Source organism: Klebsiella sp. JN_Kp121 (genome assembly GCF_040062145.1).
GTDB lineage: Bacteria > Pseudomonadota > Gammaproteobacteria > Enterobacterales > Enterobacteriaceae > Klebsiella > Klebsiella aerogenes.
Map to the genome: position 1 here is coordinate 40,150 of NZ_JBEAHX010000007.1, position 17,340 is coordinate 57,489.

Genomic DNA, 17,340 nt, shown 5'->3' on the forward strand with positions numbered 1-17,340 from the left:
ACAATTTGGTAGCCCGGATAAGGCGCTTTGCGCCGCTATCCGGGTGATATCACAACGGCGAAAAATTACGCCGGAGTACCGGCGTAAATATCAAACCGATGTCCTTTGGTCACTACCGCGTTAGGCGTGGCGACATCCGCCAACGGCGGCGCATAGTCCGGACGCTTCACCACCACTCGTTTGGTTGCCAGCTGTCGAGCCGGCGCCAACAGACCATCGGCGTCTAAATCCGGCCCCACCAGCGACTGAAATACCCGCATCTCTTTTTTGACCAGCGCGCTTTTCTGCTTATGGGGAAACATCGGATCCAGATACACCACCTGCGGGCGCGGGGTGATATCGGTCAACGCATTGAGGCTGGATGCATGAATCAACTGTAAGCGCTCCTGCAGCCAGCCGCCGATCTCCGCATCGGCATAGCCACGTTTCAAACCATCGTCGAGCAGCGCGGCGACCACCGGGTTACGCTCAAGCATCCGCACGCGGCAGCCGACCGACGCCAGCACGAAGGCATCGCGCCCCAGGCCGGCGGTGGCGTCAACCACATCCGGCAGATAATCGCCTTTAATACCCACCGCTTTGGCTACCGCTTCACCGCGGCCGCCGCCAAACTTGCGGCGATGAGCCATCGCGCCGCCGACGAAATCGACAAAGATGCCGCCAAGCTTTGGCTCATCGCGCTTACGCAGCTCCAGATGCTCGTCCGTCAGCACCAGCGCCATCGGATTCTCTGCATCATGCTCCAGCCCCCAACGGGCGGCCAAAACAGATAAGGCGCCGTCACCGGCGCCTGTTTCATCAATTAAGCAGATCTTCACGTAGCAATCAGCCTTTAATCCCGTAATGCTCAAGCATCGCGTCCAGCTGCGGCTCGCGCCCGCGGAAGCGTTTGAACAGCTCCATCGGCTCTTCGGAACCGCCGCGGCTCAGGATATTGTCGAGGAATGATTGACCGGTTTCACGGTTGAAAATTCCCTCTTCTTCGAAGCGCGAGAAGGCATCCGCCGCCAACACATCGGCCCACAGGTAGCTGTAGTAGCCCGCCGCGTAACCACCCGCAAAGATGTGGCTGAACGCATGCGGGAAGCGGCCCCAGGTTGGGCCCGGCACCACGGCGACCTGCTTTTTAATCTCGGCCAGAGTCTCGAGGATTTTCGCCCCCTGCTCCGGCGAGTATTCCGCGTGTAGACGGAAATCGAACAGACCGAACTCCAGCTGGCGGAGAATAAACATCGCCGCCTGGTAGTTTTTCGCCGCCAGCATTTTCTCCAGCAGTTCCTGCGGCAGCGGTTCACCGGTTTCGTAATGCCCGGAGATAAAGGCCAGCGCTTCCGGCTCCCAGCACCAGTTTTCCATAAACTGACTCGGCAGCTCGACCGCATCCCACGGCACCCCGCTGATGCCGGAAACACCAGCAGTATCAATGCGGGTCAGCATGTGGTGCAGACCATGGCCAAACTCGTGGAACAGGGTAATCACTTCATCGTGCGTGAACAGCGCCGGTTTGCCGTTTACCGGGCGGTTGAAGTTACAGGTCAGATAAGCGACCGGTTTTTGCAGGGAACCATCCAGCTTACGCATCTGGCCGACGCAGTCGTCCATCCACGCCCCGCCGCGTTTATGTTCGCGGGCATACAGGTCAAGATAGAAGCTGCCGCGCAGCTCGTTATTTTCGTCATACAGCTCGAAGAAACGCACTTCCGGATGCCACACATCGACATCGGTACGCTCTTTGGCGGTAATGCCATAAATACGCTTAACCACTTCAAACAGGCCGTTAACGGCTTTGTTTTCCGGGAAATACGGGCGCAGTTGCTCATCGCTAATGCTGTAGAGATGCTGTTTCTGTTTTTCGCTGTAGTAAGCGATATCCCACGGCTGCAGTTCATCGACGCCAAACTCGGCTTTGGCGAAAGCACGCAGCTGAGCCAGCTCTTTTTCGCCCTGCGGACGCGCGCGTTTTGCCAGGTCGGTCAGGAAATCGAGGACCTGCTGCGGATTTTCAGCCATTTTGGTGGCCAGAGATTTAAAGGCGTAGCTGTCAAAGCCCAGTAGTTGCGCCAGGTCGTGACGCAGCGCGAGGATCTCCGCCATCACCGGGCTGTTATCCCATTTCCCGGCGTTCGGGCCCTGATCGGAGGCGCGGGTGGAATAGGCGCGATACATCTCTTCGCGCAGCGCCTGATTGTCGCAGTAGGTCATCACCGGCAGATAGCTCGGAATATCCAGCGTCAGCAGATATCCTTCCTGCTCTTTCGCCTGCGCCTGGGCCTGAGCGGCGGCCAGCGCGCTTTCCGGCATGCCTGCGAGATCGGCGACGTCGGTCACCAGCTTGTTCCAGCCCATGGTGGCATCAAGCACGTTGTTGCTGTACAGATTGCCAAGCTCAGAGAGGCGCGCGGCGATTTCACCGTAGCGTTTCTGCGCTTCTGCCGGCAGCCCAATCCCGGATAATTCAAAATCGCGCAGCGCGTTATCGACCGCCTTTTTCTGCGCGGTGTTCAACGTGGCGTAGTTATCGCCGTCGCGCAGGTCGCGGTAGGCTTTATACAGGCCTTCATGCTGGCCGACCCAGGTGCTGTACTCGGAGAGCAGCGGCAGCGTCTGTTCGTAGGCTTCACGCAGCTCCGGGCTGTTTTTTACCGAATTCAAATGGCTGATTGGCGAGAAGATGCGTCCCAGCACATCGTCCACTTCCGCCAGCGGCTGGCAAAGATTTTCCCAGCTATACGGCGCGCCGTGCGCCACCGCGCTTTCCACCGCGGCCCGGCAATCATCCAGCGCTTTGGTGACCGCAGGGACCACGTGCTCCGGTTTAATTGCAGAAAATGGCGGCAATGAAAAAGGCGTCAGTAATGGATTGGTCATATGCGCTGTCCTGTTGAAGAGGGTGAATGAAGCGCGCGTTCCGGCGCTTTTGCATGAGATCTAGAATGGGGGATAGTTGCAGGAATTTCAATGACAGGCGGTGCGACAGCGGCAATCCTGGGCGAACTGCGGTAAACTGTCGGTTAACTTGTTTATTTCCGGAATCTCTGCATCCATGCTCAGTTATCGCCACAGCTTTCACGCAGGCAACCACGCCGACGTCCTTAAACACACCGTTCAGAGTTTGATCATTGAATCGCTGAAAGAGAAAGAAAAACCGTTTCTCTACCTGGACACCCACGCCGGCGCGGGCCGCTATCAGCTGAGCGGCGAGCACGCCGAACGTACCGGCGAGTATCTTGAAGGCATCGCCCGTATCTGGCAGCAGGACGATCTACCGACCGAACTGGAGCCGTATATTTCGGTCGTCGAACACTTCAACCGCAGCGGCCAACTGCGTTACTACCCTGGTTCGCCGCTTATCGCCCGCCAGCTGCTGCGCGAGCAGGACAGCCTGCAGATGACCGAACTGCACCCGAGCGATTTCCCGCTGCTGCGCGCCGAGTTCCAGAAAGACAGCCGCGCGCGCGTCGATAAAGCCGATGGCTATCAGCAGCTGAAGGCCAAGCTGCCGCCGGTTTCCCGCCGCGGTCTGATTCTTATCGACCCGCCGTACGAAATTAAAACCGATTATCAGGCGGTGGTCACCGGGATCAACGAAGGTTATAAACGCTTCGCCACCGGCACCTACGCGCTGTGGTATCCGGTGGTGCTGCGCGCGCAAATCAAACGCATGATCAAAGATTTAGAAGCCACAGGTATCCGCAAAATTCTGCAAATCGAGCTGGCGGTGCGTCCGGACAGCGACCAGCGCGGCATGACCGCCTCCGGGATGATCGTCATCAACCCGCCGTGGAAGCTGGAACAGCAGATGAATAACGTGCTGCCGTGGCTGCACAGCAAACTGGTTCCAGCCGGTACCGGTCACGCGACCGTGAGTTGGATCGTACCGGAGTAATCGCAACCATCGGTGGAACCTTTTAAGCCTCGCGCTACAATCGCGGCAATTAACGATTAAGGACATATGGGCATGAGCAAACATTATGATTACCTCGCCATCGGCGGCGGCAGCGGCGGCATCGCCTCGATTAACCGTGCGGCGATGTACGGCCAGAAGTGCGCGCTGATTGAAGCCAAAGAGCTGGGCGGCACCTGCGTTAACGTCGGCTGCGTGCCGAAAAAAGTGATGTGGCATGCGGCGCAGATCCGCGAAGCAATCCACCTGTATGGCCCGGATTACGGTTTCGATACCACCATCAACCATTTCGACTGGGATAAGCTGGTTGCCAGCCGCAGCGCCTATATCGACCGTATTCATACCTCTTACGACAACGTGCTGGGTAAGAATAAAGTTGATGTTATCAAAGGGTTCGCGCGCTTTGTCGATGCCAATACCGTGGAAGTCAACGGCGAGACCATTACCGCCGATCATATCCTGATCGCCACCGGCGGCCGCCCGAGCCACCCGAACATTCCGGGTGTGGAATACGGTATTGATTCCGACGGTTTCTTCGAACTGCCGGCGCTGCCGAAGCGCGTAGCGGTAGTCGGCGCGGGCTATATTGCCGTTGAACTGGCCGGCGTGATTAACGGCCTGGGCGCCGAAACCCACCTGTTCGTGCGTAAACACGCGCCGCTGCGCAGCTTCGATCCGCTGATCGTTGAGACTCTGGTGGAAGTGATGAACGCCGAAGGTCCACAACTGCACACGAACGCAATTCCGAAGGCGGTAGTCAAGAATGCCGACGGCAGCCTGACTCTGGAGCTGGAAGATGGCCGCAGCCAGACCGTAGATTGCCTGATTTGGGCGATTGGCCGCGAACCGGCGACCGATAACTTCAACCTGGCGGCAACGGGCGTTAAAACCAACGATAAAGGCTACATCATCGTTGATAAGTTCCAGAACACCAATGTGCCGGGCATCTACGCGGTGGGCGATAATACCGGCGCCGTTGAGCTGACGCCGGTCGCCGTGGCCGCAGGCCGTCGTCTGTCCGAACGCCTGTTTAACAACAAGCCGGAAGAGCACCTCGACTACAGCAATATCCCGACCGTGGTCTTCAGCCACCCGCCAATCGGCACCGTCGGCTTAACCGAGCCGCAGGCGCGCGAGCAGTACGGCGACGACGCCGTGAAGGTGTACAAATCGTCCTTCACCGCAATGTATACCGCCGTGACCTCTCACCGCCAGCCGTGCCGCATGAAGCTGGTCTGCGTCGGCCCGGAAGAGAAGATTGTCGGTATTCACGGTATCGGCTTCGGAATGGATGAGATGCTGCAGGGCTTTGCGGTAGCGCTGAAAATGGGCGCCACCAAAAAAGACTTCGACAATACCGTCGCCATTCACCCGACCGCAGCGGAAGAGTTCGTCACCATGCGTTAATCCGCGAAGCCCCGTCTCAGGACGGGGCTTCATTTTGACTCCGTCACCAGATTACGTAGGATCTGATGGCCGATGTAGTTACTCCAGTTAAAGCTGTTTTGCAGCACCACCACCGCATTCTGATTCGCTTTATCGAAGCCGATATAGCTTGAATAGCCGCCGATGTATCCCACCTGATAAGTTAATCGCTGCCGACCAAATGTGTCGGTCACCCAGGCAATGTTCGCCGCTTCGACCCGCCGCGGATAATAATCAACGCTAACGTCTTTGAACGCCCGATCCAGTGCCGCCTGCCCCGTGGGGGCGAAGTGAGCGCGGGCATAGTTAATCAGATCGCCGGCGTCGCTGTACAGACTCGCCGCGCCAACCATGTTATTCGTGAACTGCCAGTCCGGCGTCAGCGCGCCGCGCGGTTTAAACTTCGGCTGATCGCCTGCGTGTCCCAGCGCCCGCCACGGATATTCATGCAGCGTTTGCGGCAGGAAGCTGGTATTCCCCATCGCCAATGGCCGGAAGATCATCCGTGACGCCAGCGTCTCAATCGATTCGCCGGTTTGGTATTTGAGAAGATACCCAAGTATCGCAAAACCCAGGTTGGAGTAACTCGGCTCGCGCTCCAGCGGCGCATTGAAGTTGCTCAGATAGCTCAGCACCCCGTCGGCATCGAGTTCGTGATAAAAGTTTTCACCGTTGTTGAGATAGGCCAACAGATGCTCAAGCGACAGCATGTTCATCGGCTGACGCGGCAGCCCGGAGGTATGAGTGACCAGCTGCAGTAAGGTTATCTTGCGGGCATCTTCACTGAGCACGGACCCCGGCGGCAGCAGGGTTTGCAGCGTATCGTTCCAGTGTAAACGCCCCTCGTTGACCAGCATCGTCACCACTTCAGCGGTAACACCTTTACTTAACGAACCGAGGGCAAAAAGCGTTTGCGGGGTTATCGGGTAGCGCTGCTTATCATCCGTCACGCCGAAGCAGTGAAACTCCGCCGGGCCGTTGTGATGAATAATCGCCACCACCACGCCGCTGACCTGCTTCTCGCGCATGTATTGGCTGACGAAAGTATCGACGGAAAGCCGCTGCCCGTTATGCCCCACCAGGCTGGTTTCATTGCTGGGAGGGCTCATTTGCGACAGCGTGCCGGCGCAGCCTGAAACCAACAGTAATGCCAATAGCACAAGGCCTAACCGCCTGTTCAAACTCCACCTACCTGCCGCGCGTTTTTGGGATGAGATAAAAAATAGACGCGGATCGTAGCGGCATTACCCCGCCGGCGCAAAGCGAATACGCTGAAAAATAAATAAGGCCGTCGGCACAGACAGCCGACGGCCCGGGCTTTATACCAGTCCGGTGGCGTAGTAAACGCCGATAATGAAAAAGGCACCGAGGATTTTAAACAACGTGATGCCGAGAATCGGTTTATAGGCCTGGCGATGCGTCAGTCCGGTCACCGCCAGCAAAGTGATGATCGCCCCATTGTGCGGCAATGTATCCATGCCGCCCGCCGCCATCGACGCCACACGGTGCATCACTTCCAGCGGGATCCCCGCAGCATGGGCCGACTCCACAAAGCGATCCGCCATCGCCGCCAGGGCAATACTCATTCCACCGGAGGATGAACCGGTGATCCCGGACAAAATATTGATCGTAATCGCCTGATTGAGTAAAGGATTTGGGATCGCTTTTAGCGCATCGGCCACCTGAACAAAGCCCGGCAGCGCGGCAATCACCCCGCCAAAACCATACTCTGATGCAGTATTCAACGCCGCCAGCATCGCGCCGCCAACGGCGACTTTGCTACCGTCGGCCAGCTTACCCTTCAGGCTACGCCCGGCAAACAAGAAGATAGTGATAATTCCGCACAATAACGCCGCCATCACCGCCCAAATCGCCACCATCTTCTTCACGTCGCTTTCCATCGGCGCTTTCAGTCCCGGCAGGTCAATCAGGAAATGGCTACCGTACGCCTGAGGGATAAGCCAGGTAAACAGCAGGTTGGCGACGCCGACGATAATCAACGGCAGCAGCGCGATCACCGGGTGCGGCAAGTTAAGGTCTGCCGGGGTTTCAGGTTCATTTACCAACTCGCTTCCATAACCTTCTCCCTTGCGCTGCGCTTTACGCCGCATCGCCTCCAGATATAACCAGCCGCCAATAGCCACAAATGCGGAACCCAGCACCCCAAGCCAGGGCGCTGCCCAGGAGGTCGTACCGTAAAAAGTAGTCGGAATAATATTCTGAATCTGTGGCGAACCCGGTAGCGCATCCATCGTAAAAGTGAAGGCGCCCAGCGCGATAGTCGCAGGCATTAGCCGTTTCGGAATTTGGCTCTGGCGGAACATCTCAGCGGCGAAGGGATAGACCGCAAATACCACCACGAATAGCGAAACCCCGCCATAGGTTAACAACGCGCAGACCAGAATAATCACCGGCATCGCCTTGTTTTGCCCCATCAGCCGGGTAACAGCACTCACGATTGACCGGGAGAATCCGGAAAACTCAATTAATTTCCCGAAGACCGCGCCCAGTAAAAATACCGGGAAATAGAGTTTTACGAACCCGACCAGCTTATCCATGAAAATATCGCTGAATACCGGGGCAACGGCGGCTGGCTGGGTGAGTAATACGGCGCCGAGCGCAACCAAAGGGGCAAAAAGGATCACGCTATAGCCGCGATAGGCGGCGAGCATCAGCAATCCTAACGCCAGTAAGGCAATCAATACGTCCATAGGGTTATCCGTCAGCATGGCCGCCGCTTATTTCCTTGTTATCGGGCGGCCGATGTTAAGTTGGGGAGCGTATCCCGCTTCCCGTTTCAGACCTTACGGGTTATTCAGGAATCCCAGCGTAAGGAACGTCTTTATTGCCGTAGCGGCGCACGCGGACGTTGGCCTGTTCACCATGGCCGGAGAAACCTTCGAGGGCGCACAGACGCGAACAGTACTCGCCGATCTGCGCGGAGGCGCTATCGGTAAGAACCTTTTGATAGGTGCAGGTTTTGATGAACTTCCCAACCCACAGCCCCCCGGTATAACGCGCCGCTTTACGCGTCGGCAGGGTATGGTTGGTGCCGATGACTTTATCGCCGTAGGCCACGTTAGTACGAGGTCCCAGGAACAATGCGCCAAAGTTCTGCATATTTTCGAGGAACCAGTCCGGGTCGCGGGTCATTACCTGCACATGTTCGAACGCCAGCTCATTGGCGATTTTCAGCATTTCTTCCCGGTCTTCAGCCACAATGATTTCGCCAAACTTCGCCCACGACTGGCGCGCGATTTCCGCGGTGGGCAGCACCGCCAGCAGACGATCGATTTCCGCCAGCGTTTCGCGCGCCAGCGTTTCCGAGGTCGTCAACAAAATCGCCGGAGAATCAGGACCATGCTCAGCCTGACCTAACAGGTCGGTGGCGCAGATTTCACCATCCACGCTTTCATCGGCAATGACCAGGGTCTCCGTCGGCCCGGCGAACAGATCGATACCGACGCGGCCAAACAGCTGACGTTTGGCTTCAGCGACAAAGGCGTTGCCCGGCCCCACCAGCATATCCACCGGTGCGATGCTCTCGGTACCGACGGCCATCGCCGCCACGGCCTGAATACCCCCCAGGCAGTAGATTTCGTCGGCCCCCGCCATATGCTGCGCCACCACAATCGCCGGCGCCGGTTTACCGTTAAACGGCGGCGCACAGGTGACAATGCGCGGCACACCTGCGACTTTCGCGGTGATAATCGACATATGCGCCGACGCCAGCAGCGGGTATTTCCCGCCCGGCACGTAGCAGCCCGCCGCGCTGACCGGAATATTTTTGTGTCCCAGAATGACGCCCGGTAGCGTTTCAACCTCGATATCTTTCAGGCTGTCGCGCTGGTGCTGAGCGAAGTTACGCACCTGCTCCTGCGCAAAGCGGATATCGGCAATATCGCGCTCCGACAGCTGCGCATAGCAATCATCGATTTCCTGCTGCGACAGGCGGAAGTTTGCGCGATCGAGCTTATCGAACTTAATCGACAGCTCGCGCACCGCTGCGTCACCGCGCGCTTCAATATCCGCCAGGATTTTCTCTACCGCTTCACGAACCGTACGGTCGTGAGATTTCACTGCTTCAGATTCCGCACCGCGCTTGAGCCAGATAGCCATAACTTGCCTCACTATGATGTTAATGAAATGCTAATGCATTCGAATTCACTTGCATCCTGGCGTGAATAAAATGTTATGTGAAGCAGCAATGCATTCGAATGCAACGGAGATCGCAAAATTAGTGACAGGGGGGAAGATTCACGCATAATGGCGGGGCATGGGTCAGGAGAGGCAACGGAATGGCAGGTCAAAACAAACGAGCAGTCACCAGTTACGATGTCGCGAAAGCGGCTGGCGTCTCGCAATCTGCGGTATCCCGCGCCTTTACCGAAGGAGCGAAAATTTCGCCAGCCACCAAAGAAAAGGTGCGTAAGATCGCCGCCGAGCTGGGCTATCGTCCGAGCTTTATCGCCCAGTCGCTGATCACCCGCCGCTCAACGCTTATTGGTGTTGTCGTTCCGGGGTTGGTGAATCCCTTCTACGCCGCGGTTCTGGATGAACTGTCACAGGCGTTGAACCTGATGGGATACCGGGTACTGTTGTTTTCGATGTACCGCGATGATGACACTACCCCCATCATGGAAGAGATTCTGCGTCATCGTGTTGAAGCGCTAGTGCTGGTGTCCAGCAGCCTTTCTTCACACTTTGCTCATGAATGCCAGCAGCTCGGCCTGCCGGTGCTGCTGCTCAACCGCAAAAACGACAGCCGGTCGGTTTCCAGCGTCACCAGCGATAACCTGGCTGGCGGCGCCGCGATTGCCGATTTCCTGCTGGATCTCGGCCATCAGCAGCTGGCATTTGTTGCCGGTAGAGATACCTCCTCTACCAGCCGCGACCGGGAGACAGGCTTTCGACAGCGTCTGGAGGCCCGCGGCGCCCGCCCGATGCTGCGCGATAGCGGAATGTGGTCGATAGAAGAAGCGATGAACGCCACCCGCAGGCTGATGGCGCTACCAACGCCGCCGGACGCGCTATTTTGCGCCAACGATATGATGGCCATCGCCGCCCTCAACGTGGTTGTCGGCGAAATGGGCATGAAGGCGGGCGAAGATATCTCCATCGTCGGGTTCGATGATATCGCCATGGCCAGCTGGCCGCTGATAAATTTAACCACCTGGGTCCAGCCGCTATCGGAAATGGTGGATACCGCCATCGCCGTACTGAAAACGCAGCTAGGCGCGGCTGAAACCAGTGCCGTTCAGCACGTTCTGCAGGGGAAGCTTATCGTCAGGGGCAGTACCCGCCCGCGACGCTAAATCAGCGGCTACGCTACGCCGTTATTGCCGTGGCGCATAAATGCCGGGCGCTGGTTAAGGGCCATATACCATCGTTCGACGTTTGCCATCTCCGGATGGGCGAACGGCGTCATTTTCCAGCGATGAACCGAAAGCCCCAGCACGATATCCGCCAGCGTAAACGTCTCGCCGGTCAGCCACGCGCCGGTGCGCTGTAGCTGATTGTCGACAATCTGTACGCAGCGCGTCCACGCGGCAATACTCTCTTTAATTGCCGCCGGATCCTGAAAACGCGGATCTTTACGCACCAGCCCCGTGAACGCGTAGCGCCACGCGCTGTTAAACTCCGTCGCCTGCCAGTCCATCCAGTGTTCTACCTGCGCCGCGGCACGTAACTCAGAGGGCAGCAAATCGTCACGTCCGACCTTACGCGCCAGATAGCGGCAGATGCTGTTCGACTCCCAAAGGACAAAATCGTCATCCACCAGCACCGGCACTAACGCATTTGGATTCAGCGCCAAAAATTCCGGCGTATCAAGCGGGCTATAGCCGCTGCCATAATCTTCCTGCTGATACTCGATACCCGCCTCTTCGCAGGTCCAGAGGACTTTACGCACGTTAATAGACGAGCGTTTACCCAAGATTCTTATCATCGTCAGCAACCTTTTTTCGTAATATGGCAGACATGAAGCTTGCCGGATAATGTGTATAGTGGATTGCAGAATAATTATCCACTACAGGTACCCTTACACATGGTCACTCCCTTCAACATTTTAACGCCCGGCAATATCCGCTTTGGCCGCGGGCAGGCCCGCAGCGCCGCGCCGTGGCTGGCGCAATATGATGCCCCGGTGCTGCTGGTTCACGGCGCGACCAAAAATCGCGCCCAGTTTTTACTGAACGAACTGACCGCATTGCATCTTCAGGTCAGCACTGTTGCTATCGCCAATGAACCCACGCTGGACGATATTGAACGCGGCGTACGGCTGGCGCGCGAGCGCGGCGTCGGCGCGGTGGTCAGCCTCGGCGGCGGCGCGGTCATTGATGCTGGTAAAGCCATTGCCGCGCTGGTCCCGGCAAGCGGGCCTGCCATCGACTATCTGGAAGTCGTCGGAACGGGGAGAATACTGGAAGCCAGCCCGCTACCGTTTGTCGCTATTCCCACAACGTCCGGCACCGGCGCGGAGGTTACTAAAAACGCGGTCATCAACGTCCCCCAGCAGCAGCGCAAAGTCAGCCTGCGCGACGATCGCATGCTGCCGCAACTGGCGATTGTCGATCCGGCGTTAACGGATAACGCCCCCCGCGCCGTCACCCTCGGCTCCGGCCTTGATGCCTTAACTCAGGTTATCGAACCCTGGCTGTGCACCCGGGCGACGCCCTTCACCGATGCCCTGTGCCGGGAGGCGATCCCCCGCGGCATCGCCGCGTTAAAAACGCTGATGGAAAAAGAGTGTGCCGACAGCCGCGACGAGCTGGCATGGGTCAGCCTGTGCGGCGGGCTGGCGCTCGCCAATGCCGGCCTGGGTGTGGTTCACGGTCTTGCGGGGCCGCTTGGCGGGCTAAGCGATGCCTCCCACGGCGCGCTCTGCGGCTGCCTGCTGCCTTTTGGGCTGGAACTCAATGAGTCGCAGGTAACCAATCCGGCGCTGCGCCAGCGTTTCCTCGACGTGCGCCAGTGGATCGCCGCCGGACTTGGCGTCTCGCCGGATGACGCCTGGCAAAGCCTGCGCGAATGGAGCCAGCGCTCAGGGCTCGGCAATTTACGCGACCTCGGCGTACCGCGCGAAGCGCTGGAACCCGCCGCGCTGGCGGCCAGTAGTTCATCGTCGATGAAAGCCAATCCGGTCACGCTGGAGTCAGAGCAACTGCTGGAGATGCTGGAAGCCGCCTGGGAGTAAACGAACCAACCGCCTGCGTTTACCGGGGCGGTTCAAATTTTGTTGCATAATGAATGCTCCGAATTTCGTTTTCGCGCATCCACCACAGCGGTAAATATTCACCCTTTAATTTCAAATACCTGCTCGTCTTACCTGCCATTTTTATGCACTGAAAAGCGTGACCTGACGCACAGTTTATCTTCCGCAGACCGAAGCGAGTGTCTACGCTTATTAGAGAGCCCGGGCATGCCCGGCCCCTAAACTCACGCTATCCGGAGGCCTGTATCGCTATGTTCAGCCAGAAACTACGCAACGTTGATGACGACGAGTTGAGGATCGAAAACGATCCGTGCTACGAAGCCGATCCGTATGAGTTAAAACTGGATGAAATGTTCGACGCCGAACCGGAGCCGGAGATCATCGAAGGGCTACCGGCGTCTGACGCCCTGACCCCCGCCGACCGCTATCTCGAGTTGTTTACCAACGTCCAAAAGTCGCGCATTTTTCTTGATAGTAAAACCTTTCCCGACTGCGCGCCGAAACACGATCCGCTGGATATCCTGATGCACTACCGGCGGGTTAAGCGTACGCCGGAGTTCGATTTGCGTCAGTTTGTGGAAGACAACTTCTGGTTGCCAGATAACCGCTCCGATGAGTACACCTCTGACCCGAAACTGACGCTAAAAGAGCATATTGATAAGCTGTGGCCGGTGCTCACCCGTGAACCGCAGGATCATATTCCGTGGTCATCGCTGCTGGCGCTACCGCAGTCGTACATCGTCCCCGGCGGGCGTTTTAGCGAGACCTACTACTGGGATTCCTACTTCACCATGCTGGGGCTGGCGGAAAGCGGCCGTGAAGATTTGCTCAAATGCATGGCCGACAACTTCGCCTGGATGATTGAAACCTACGGCCACATTCCCAACGGCAACCGCACCTACTATCTCAGCCGCTCCCAGCCGCCGGTATTCGCCCTGATGGTGGAGCTGTTTGAGGAAGATGGCGTTCGCGGCGCGCGCCGCTATCTCGACCATCTCAAATTAGAGCACGCCTTCTGGATGGACGGCGCGGAATCGCTGATCCCTAACCAGGCCTACCGTCACGTGGTGCGTATGCCTGATGGTTCACTGCTTAACCGCTACTGGGACGACCGTGATACGCCGCGCGATGAATCCTGGCGAGAAGATGTCGAAACGGCGAAGCATTCCGGCCGGCCGCCAAACGAGGTCTATCGTGACCTGCGCGCCGGCGCGGCTTCCGGCTGGGACTACTCCAGCCGCTGGCTGCGCGATATCACCAGGCTTGCGAGTATCCGCACCACCCAGTTTATTCCCATCGACCTCAACGCTTTTCTGTTTAAGCTGGAAAATACCATCGCCAATCTTTCCGGCCTGAAGGGCGATCGCGAGGCTGAAGCCGAATTTCGCCGTAAAGCCAACGCGCGCCGGGAGGCGGTTACCCGCTACCTGTGGGATGAAGAGTGCGGCTGTTTTCGCGATTACGATTGGCGCCGTGAGCAGTTGGCCTTGTTCTCCGCCGCCAGCATCGTCACGCTGTATGTCGGGATGGCGACCCACGCCCAGGCCGAACGGCTGGCGGATGCCGTACGCGCGCGTCTGCTCACCCCTGGCGGCATCATGGCGACGGAATATGAAAGCGGCGAACAGTGGGATAAACCCAACGGCTGGGCGCCGCTGCAGTGGATGGCGGTACAGGGATTCAAAATGTACGGCCACGACCCGCTTGGCGATGAAATCGCCCAGAGCTGGCTGCAGACGGTGAATCAATTTTATCTCAAACACCACAAGCTGATTGAGAAATATCATATCGCCAGCGGCGTACCACATGAGGGCGGCGGCGGGGAATATCCGCTGCAGGATGGCTTCGGCTGGACCAACGGCGTGGTGCGGCGGCTTATCAGCCTGTACGGCGAGCCGAGGTCTTCGTAAGGCACTTTCCGTCGGCAGGCTGTGCTGCTAAGGTTTTATTTTCCCTTTGCCAGAGCCGACAACATGCCCGAACTGCTTACGCCGCGGCTGCGCTGCTCGCCGCTGCAGCTTGACGACTGGTCTTTTTTTCTCAGCCTGCAACAGGATCCGCAGGTGATGCTCTATGTTGCGGATAACCGGCCCATCGCCGATATCCGCGCCGCGTTTGATGCACGCCTGCCGCTCTGGTCGCCTAAGTCCTCGCACTGGCTATGCCTGGTGGTTCGCGATCGGCAAAGCCATACGCCCCTTGGCCTGACCGGCTATTGCCATCACGATGATGATATCGCCGAAGTGGGCTTTCTCTTCGCCCCACAGGCGCAGGGGCTAGGCTATGGATATGAATCACTGTGTGCGCTATGTGATTACGCATTTTCTACAGGCGGCATTCGTCGTCTTACCGCCAGCGTCACCGCCGGAAACCAGGCCTCAAAACAGCTGCTGCTAAAAACAGGATTTATACAGGAAGGAGAGCTACGCGAGAGCTACTGGCTACATGGCCGTTGGCACAATGACTGGCTGTTTGGCCTGATGCGCCACGATTACCAATAAGGCCCTGGGCCATCCGGCGAATGGGGGCGACCCCGCTTTTCCTCTACACTGCCGCCAACAATAGAGGAAAAGACCATGACTATCACCACGTTAAGCCTGGCGGGACTGCGATTTATTCAGCAAACGCAAGGGCTGGCGCTACTGCCATATCAGGACCAGTTTGGCCAATGGCGGGTCGGCTATGGCCACGCTATTGATGAAGATGAGAAAGAGACGCCCATCACCGCTGAACTGGCGATGATGCTATTGACGGTAGACCTGCTGCAGTGCCAACAGATTCTACAGCGCAGGTTGGTCGTGGAACTGACTCAGCCGCAGTACGATGCCCTGCTGGCGCTGGTATTTAGTTTAGATGGCAGCGCCCAGCCGCAGCTGGACGCTATTTTGCATTATCTTAACGGCCACAACATGACGCAGGCGCTGACGATATGGCGGAAAATTGACCGCGATAACGCCTTCCGCCTGCAGGAGTGCGAGTGGTTTTGTCAGGCCAGTTAGTTTTCACCGACGTTGTTAAACGCCATCGCCGCCTGGGTCCTGTTTTTCACATCCAGCCGCCGATATAACGACTCAAGATGCGCTTTCACGGTCCCGGCGCTGATATTTAACGTACGGCTAATTTCCTTATTAGAGCTGCCTTCCGCCAGCAGTTTTAAAATTTCCTGCTGGCGACGACTTAAATGTACAGCGTGCTTTCCGCGCTCCGCCGAAGTCATTAACCAGGTGCCAGGCAGACACATCATGCCCAACATGATGCTATTAATGATCTGGGCAAACATATCGGCGCTATCCTCACGCTGGGCAATGGCGCGCACGTTCCACGCCAGCGCCCGTTGCAGCCAGCTTTTATTATCATCCGAAACCACTAATAATACTTTGGCATGCGGAAAACGCTGCTGCTTCTCCTGGAGCAACCAGCAACAAAATTCACTGTTCAGATCGCCATCAAGTATGAGGAGCGCCTGCGGATGAGCCGTGAGCAGTTGCCACAGCTGTTCTGCCTGACAGGTGCTATGAATATTAATTTCAGGAATACGTTGTTGTAAGCCGACCTTCATTCCATGAATAAATATTGACTGCCTGTCAAACATGATTACTTGCATGGACTGCTCTCCATCGAAAATACCCCTTTTAAAAGTGGGTGAAGGGTAATATCAGCCGACAAAAATAAGAACTCGCCGTATGACCTAAGCCATTTTACCGATGGAGGAGATGATATAAACATCATGATGATGAATAGTTACACGCCAGCGCGGAACGATTACTCATTCATAATATTTATTACATTTGATATGAGGAATTCCTTAATTAAACGGATAGCTAACAGGATAATAATATTATTTCTTCCAGTGTAATCGAGTCGCTGAAAATCAGCGATACGCATGATGCAAAAGAGTGTTACGGAATAATAAAAAGCACAATATGAAGGCGCCCTACGCTATTATGCGCAGGGCGTGATCATTATAAAAACATGCCGCCGGAAACCTCAACGCGCTGGGCGTTCATCCAGCCAAGCTCGTCACTCAGCAACGCGGCGATAGCATCGCCGATATCATCCGGCAGGCCGACGCGGCCTAGCGCCGTCTGGGCGGCAATATGCTGGTTAAGCGGGGCATTATCGCGCACCGCGCCGCCGCCAAAGTCGGTCTCAATCGCGCCGGGGGCAATGATATTAACCGATATTCCGCGAGCGCCGAGCTCCTTCGCCTGATAACGGGTTAACACTTCCATCGCCCCTTTCATCGCCGCATAAGCGGAATAGCCCGGTAGTGCAAAGCGTGCCAGCCCGCTGGAGACGTTCAGAATGCGCCCACCGTCTTTAAGCAAAGGCAGCAGCTGCTGGGTAAGGAAGAACGGTCCCTTAAAGTGGATGTTCATCAACTCGTCAAACTGCGCTTCGCTGGTCTCGCTAAACGGCGCGGTCAACCCGATGCCGGCATTGTTCAATAAATAATCGAAGCTGTCGCGCTGCCACTTCTCCTTCAGACATTGCGTCAGCTGTTGTACAAAGCCTGCAAAACTGGCGGTATCGCCGACGTTCAGCGGCAATGCTGCCGCTTTCGCTCCTGTTTGCTCAATTTCGCGCACCACTTCCCGCGCCGCCTGCTGGTTGCTGTGGTAAGTCAGAATAATATCGGTTCCCTTCGCCGCCAGCTTCAGCGCCGCGTTTTTTCCCAGACCGCGGCTGCCGCCGGTTACTAAAGCGATACGTTGTGTCATCAGAAACCCCTTCGTCATGACGTGTGTGTGAATAAAGAGCTTATTAGCAGACGTAGTAACAATAAATGGGCTAAATT

15 protein-coding genes are annotated in these 17,340 nt (G+C 57.0%); 7 read left to right on the forward strand and 8 right to left on the reverse strand.

Annotation, left to right across the window (positions count from 1 at the left end):
* Positions 1-65: 65 nt before the first annotated feature.
* Positions 66-818 (reverse strand): 16S rRNA (guanine(1516)-N(2))-methyltransferase RsmJ, encoded by a 753-nt coding sequence (gene rsmJ / locus ABLU86_RS11680; protein WP_015369267.1) that lies wholly within the window; start codon positions 816-818, stop codon positions 66-68.
* 7 nt (positions 819-825) lie between these two features.
* On the reverse strand, positions 826-2,868 hold the full coding sequence (gene prlC, locus ABLU86_RS11685) for an oligopeptidase A (protein WP_348796277.1): 2,043 nt from the start codon (positions 2,866-2,868) through the stop codon (positions 826-828).
* A 175-nt stretch (positions 2,869-3,043) separates the two neighbouring features.
* On the opposite strand from prlC, the gene ABLU86_RS11690 reads away from it, so the two are divergent.
* Positions 3,044-3,886: a 23S rRNA (adenine(2030)-N(6))-methyltransferase RlmJ gene (locus tag ABLU86_RS11690; protein ID WP_015703746.1), complete on the forward strand. Its 843-nt coding sequence runs from the start codon at positions 3,044-3,046 to the stop codon at positions 3,884-3,886.
* Between the two features lie 72 nt (positions 3,887-3,958).
* Entirely contained in the window at positions 3,959-5,311 is a 1,353-nt protein-coding gene (gorA, locus tag ABLU86_RS11695) for a glutathione-disulfide reductase (protein ID WP_149271327.1), read from the forward strand.
* Positions 5,312-5,340: 29 nt separating this feature from the next.
* Here gorA and ABLU86_RS11700 read toward each other — a convergent pair whose 3' ends face one another.
* The 3 genes from ABLU86_RS11700 to hisD all read right to left on the reverse strand — a co-directional run bounded on the left by ABLU86_RS11700 (position 5,341) and on the right by hisD (position 9,448).
* Entirely contained in the window at positions 5,341-6,438 is a 1,098-nt protein-coding gene (locus ABLU86_RS11700; RefSeq protein ID WP_348796300.1) for a serine hydrolase domain-containing protein, read from the reverse strand.
* Between the two features lie 210 nt (positions 6,439-6,648).
* A complete protein-coding gene (locus tag ABLU86_RS11705) occupies positions 6,649-8,040 on the reverse strand; it encodes a GntP family permease (RefSeq protein ID WP_045375919.1) in 1,392 nt (463 codons plus the stop codon).
* A gap of 100 nt (positions 8,041-8,140) precedes the next feature.
* Positions 8,141-9,448 (reverse strand): histidinol dehydrogenase, encoded by a 1,308-nt coding sequence (gene hisD / locus ABLU86_RS11710; protein WP_045365087.1) that lies wholly within the window; start codon positions 9,446-9,448, stop codon positions 8,141-8,143.
* A gap of 179 nt (positions 9,449-9,627) precedes the next feature.
* On the opposite strand from hisD, the gene ABLU86_RS11715 reads away from it, so the two are divergent.
* Positions 9,628-10,644 carry a LacI family DNA-binding transcriptional regulator gene (locus ABLU86_RS11715; protein WP_015369259.1) on the forward strand — a complete coding sequence of 339 codons (1,017 nt, stop codon included), beginning with the start codon at positions 9,628-9,630 and terminating at the stop codon, positions 10,642-10,644.
* Between the two features lie 8 nt (positions 10,645-10,652).
* Here ABLU86_RS11715 and ABLU86_RS11720 read toward each other — a convergent pair whose 3' ends face one another.
* Positions 10,653-11,276 carry a glutathione S-transferase gene (locus ABLU86_RS11720; RefSeq protein ID WP_015703750.1) on the reverse strand — a complete coding sequence of 208 codons (624 nt, stop codon included), beginning with the start codon at positions 11,274-11,276 and terminating at the stop codon, positions 10,653-10,655.
* A gap of 99 nt (positions 11,277-11,375) precedes the next feature.
* Here ABLU86_RS11720 and ABLU86_RS11725 point away from each other — a divergent pair, with 99 nt between their 5' ends.
* From ABLU86_RS11725 to ABLU86_RS11740, 4 genes are all read left to right on the forward strand, one after another.
* A complete protein-coding gene (locus tag ABLU86_RS11725) occupies positions 11,376-12,524 on the forward strand; it encodes an iron-containing alcohol dehydrogenase (RefSeq protein ID WP_015369257.1) in 1,149 nt (382 codons plus the stop codon).
* A 269-nt stretch (positions 12,525-12,793) separates the two neighbouring features.
* Positions 12,794-14,452 carry an alpha,alpha-trehalase gene (locus tag ABLU86_RS11730; RefSeq protein ID WP_047740246.1) on the forward strand — a complete coding sequence of 553 codons (1,659 nt, stop codon included), beginning with the start codon at positions 12,794-12,796 and terminating at the stop codon, positions 14,450-14,452.
* A 63-nt stretch (positions 14,453-14,515) separates the two neighbouring features.
* Positions 14,516-15,043 (forward strand): GNAT family protein, encoded by a 528-nt coding sequence (locus ABLU86_RS11735; protein WP_032713117.1) that lies wholly within the window; start codon positions 14,516-14,518, stop codon positions 15,041-15,043.
* Positions 15,044-15,118: 75 nt separating this feature from the next.
* Positions 15,119-15,541 carry a muraminidase gene (locus tag ABLU86_RS11740; RefSeq protein ID WP_045365100.1) on the forward strand — a complete coding sequence of 141 codons (423 nt, stop codon included), beginning with the start codon at positions 15,119-15,121 and terminating at the stop codon, positions 15,539-15,541.
* Here ABLU86_RS11740 and ABLU86_RS11745 read toward each other — a convergent pair.
* Positions 15,538-16,146 (reverse strand): response regulator transcription factor, encoded by a 609-nt coding sequence (locus tag ABLU86_RS11745; RefSeq protein WP_047740245.1) that lies wholly within the window; start codon positions 16,144-16,146, stop codon positions 15,538-15,540. The two genes, ABLU86_RS11740 and ABLU86_RS11745, sit on opposite strands and share 4 nt — an antisense overlap.
* Before the next feature lie 358 nt (positions 16,147-16,504).
* The gene (locus ABLU86_RS11750) at positions 16,505-17,263 is read right to left on the reverse strand and encodes an SDR family oxidoreductase (protein WP_045386498.1); all 759 of its coding nucleotides are present in this window, start codon (positions 17,261-17,263) and stop codon (positions 16,505-16,507) included.
* Positions 17,264-17,340 lie beyond the last annotated feature (77 nt).